A 2,909-nucleotide genomic window follows, 5' to 3' on the forward strand; every position below is an offset into this window, starting at 1 on the left:
AGGAAGTCTTTGACCGCGCTATCCTCGACAAAATGGGTACCCTCGGCCTTCTCGGCATCCCCTGGGAAGAAGAAAACGGCGGCGTAGGCGCTGACTTCCTCAGCCTGGCTGTCGCTTGCGAAGAAGTCGCTAAAGTTGACCCGTCCATCGCACTCAGCTTCGAAGTACACACCATGCTCTGCTCCTGGCCAATCTGGAAATTCGGTACGCCGGAACAGAAAGCCAAATACTTGAAACCCTTGGCAGAAGGTACGAAACTCGGCGCTTTCGGCCTCACCGAACCGAACGCTGGTACTGACGCTTTGAACGGTTCCACAGTCGCTACGAAAAACGAAGACGGCAGCTACACCTTGAACGGCTCCAAAGTTTTCAACACCAACGGCGGCGAAGCTGACGTTACCGTCGTATTCGCTTCGACGGACAAATCCAAAGGCGCTAAAGGCATGAGCGCTTTCATCCTGGAAAAAGGAATGGAAGGCTTTACCTATGGCAAAGAAGAAGTTAAAATGGGTATCCGCGCTTCCGTACAGCGTGAACTCGTATTCCAGAACGTAAAAGTTCCGGCTGAAAACCTCCTCGGCAAAGAAGGCGAAGGCTTCAAAATCGCTATGATGACCCTCGACGGCGGCCGTGTTGGCGTTGGCGCACAGGCTCTCGGCATTGCTGAAGGCGCTTATAATGCAGCTGTTCAGTACGCTAAAGAACGTACGCAGTTCGGCAAACCGATCGCTAAATTCCAGGCTATCAGCTTCATGCTGGCTGACATGAAACTCAAGATTGAAACGGCCCGCCTCGCAGTTTATCAGGCTGCTTGGAAAATGGCTCAGCCCGACGTTAAATCCTACTCTGTAGATGCAGCTATCGCTAAGAAATACGCTTCTGACGTAGCTATGCAGGTCACCACCGATGCTGTCCAGGTATTCGGCGGCTATGGCTTCACTCGTGAATACCCGGTTGAACGCTACATGCGCGATGCTAAGATCACTCAGATTTACGAAGGCACCAACCAGGTACAGCAGATGGTCATTTCCGGCGCTATCCTCCGATAAGCCGGCTCACCGTCTTTCTTCCTGAAGTACATATAGAAGTACATATAATAGAACAATAGTATATAAGATAACGCTCCAGAGAAAGGGACCTCACATGAAACTTCCGCCCATCATGTGAGGCTCTTTTCTTTTTTTTTGATTTACGAATAAATAATAATTATTTGTTGATTATTTCTTGACAAAAACGGCTAAATCATGTAAGATATACACATAACAAAGAACCAATATCAATTAAAGGTACAAAAGATTTTATTACCACCTATGAACGACATATAATATATAATCCTTATATATGCACTTGAATTTTTTGTTATAGGAGGAGTTATCATGAAAGACGTAAAATTCTATCAGCTCGAAGGTAAAAACGTATTGGCTTTGCTCAGCGGCAGCGTAGAAGGCGCTGAACCCATTGCCGTCGGTTCCGTTGATGCAGCTAAAGAAAAACACATCCCCGTCGTAAAACGCGTCGGCGATAAACTGGAAGTCACTGTCGGCTCTGTCATCCACCCGATGTTGGAAGAACACCACATCGAATGGATTGCCTTGGCAACGGATGATAAACTGGAAGTCAAATTCCTCAAACCCGGTGAAGAACCGAAAGCCGTATTCGCAGCCGTCGACTCCGGCGTCGTATACGAATCGTGCAATCTCCACGGTATTTGGAAAGCGGAATTTTAAGGGATAAAAAAGGGCTTGCCGCACACGCGGCAAGCCCTTTTTTTGCAGGCCGCAGGCCGGAGCCCATCGTCATTGGCGATGTCGTTCGTCGTAGGCCGTTCATCGTTCATCGACGACGATTCAGATGCGGCGTCCCGCCGCGACTGACTCGGACTGACAACATCGCCTCGAGTACCCCTCGGCTCGTAGAGGAGAACCCCTCCACCGCAAGCGGTCCCCCTCTTCTTCGCAGGGGCGGCTTACGCCCCAACCGGGGCCATCGTAGGGGACGTCCTTTAACCTCTCAGACCGCCTTTGGCGGCCAGCTCCCCTATGAAGGGAGCCTTGGGCGACCCGCTGTGAATAATGGGGAAAATACTTGTCAAGTCAATGTAGCATGGTTTTGCGACCGGCGAACTGCGGCCTGCGAATTACGATTTCGACAAAGCGCATTTCGCGGGATTCCCACAACGGGACGCCCAGCCTCTGCTGTCCGTTCCAGCAACCGTCTTGCGCCTCCCATTGGTCGGCAACCGACGGGCTGGAAAGGGCTTTGGGCGTCCCCTACGGAATCGCAGCCAGGCGATGTTAATGTTATGGATTCACATCAAATCATTCACGGCCCATGGCCTTGTGCGTAGGGGCTGTCCTGAAAGGCAGCCCGCTGCGAACAATGGGGGATATACTTAGCCTGTATATGTGGCATGGTTTTGCGACCGGCGATTTCGCTACAAAGCATTTCACGGGATTCCCACAACGGGCCGCCCTTTGGCCGGCCCCTACAGCGACATCTGTGATGTCGCGGCGGCCTGCGTCAAGGATTTTAAAAAAATCCTTGACAATTCCTTTACACAGTAGTATACTGAATGAGCTGTCGGGGCAAGGCCCTGACGCAGCAGGAAGTTTGAATTTAAAAAAGTTCAAATTAATCCTTGACAAGTTCTTCTGAGTTTGTTAAAATAAACAAGTCGTCGCCACCTGGTGATGACAACGATGACCTTTGAAAACTGAACAATGAACTGAATGAACGCCAACGTGCGAGGTTCTATTTATAGAACGTCAAACAATGAGTAATACCAATCAATAAACAAGAGCCAAACGCTCTTCCATATATCATGGAGAGTTTGATCCTGGCTCAGGACGAACGCTGGCGGCGTGCTTAACACATGCAAGTCGAACGAGAAGAGATGAAGAAGCTTGCTT

At 50.0% G+C, this 2,909-nt stretch carries 2 protein-coding genes and 1 rRNA gene; all 3 read left to right on the forward strand.

The window, feature by feature from the left end; translation table 11 throughout:
* Positions 1 to 1,049, forward strand: a 1,049-nt coding sequence (locus NM10_RS12410) for an acyl-CoA dehydrogenase family protein (protein WP_020311886.1), incomplete at its 5' end; no start/stop codon positions are given.
* A gap of 327 nt (positions 1,050 to 1,376) precedes the next feature.
* Positions 1,377 to 1,727 carry a desulfoferrodoxin family protein gene (locus tag NM10_RS12415; protein ID WP_020311887.1) on the forward strand — a complete coding sequence of 117 codons (351 nt, stop codon included), beginning with the start codon at positions 1,377 to 1,379 and terminating at the stop codon, positions 1,725 to 1,727.
* Positions 1,728 to 2,818: 1,091 nt separating this feature from the next.
* Positions 2,819 to 2,909, forward strand: a 16S ribosomal RNA gene (locus NM10_RS12425); the annotation flags it as partial.

Origin of the sequence: Megasphaera sp. NM10, assembly GCF_000417505.1 — a bacterium.
Taxonomy (GTDB): Bacteria; Bacillota; Negativicutes; order Veillonellales; family Megasphaeraceae; genus Megasphaera; species Megasphaera intestinihominis.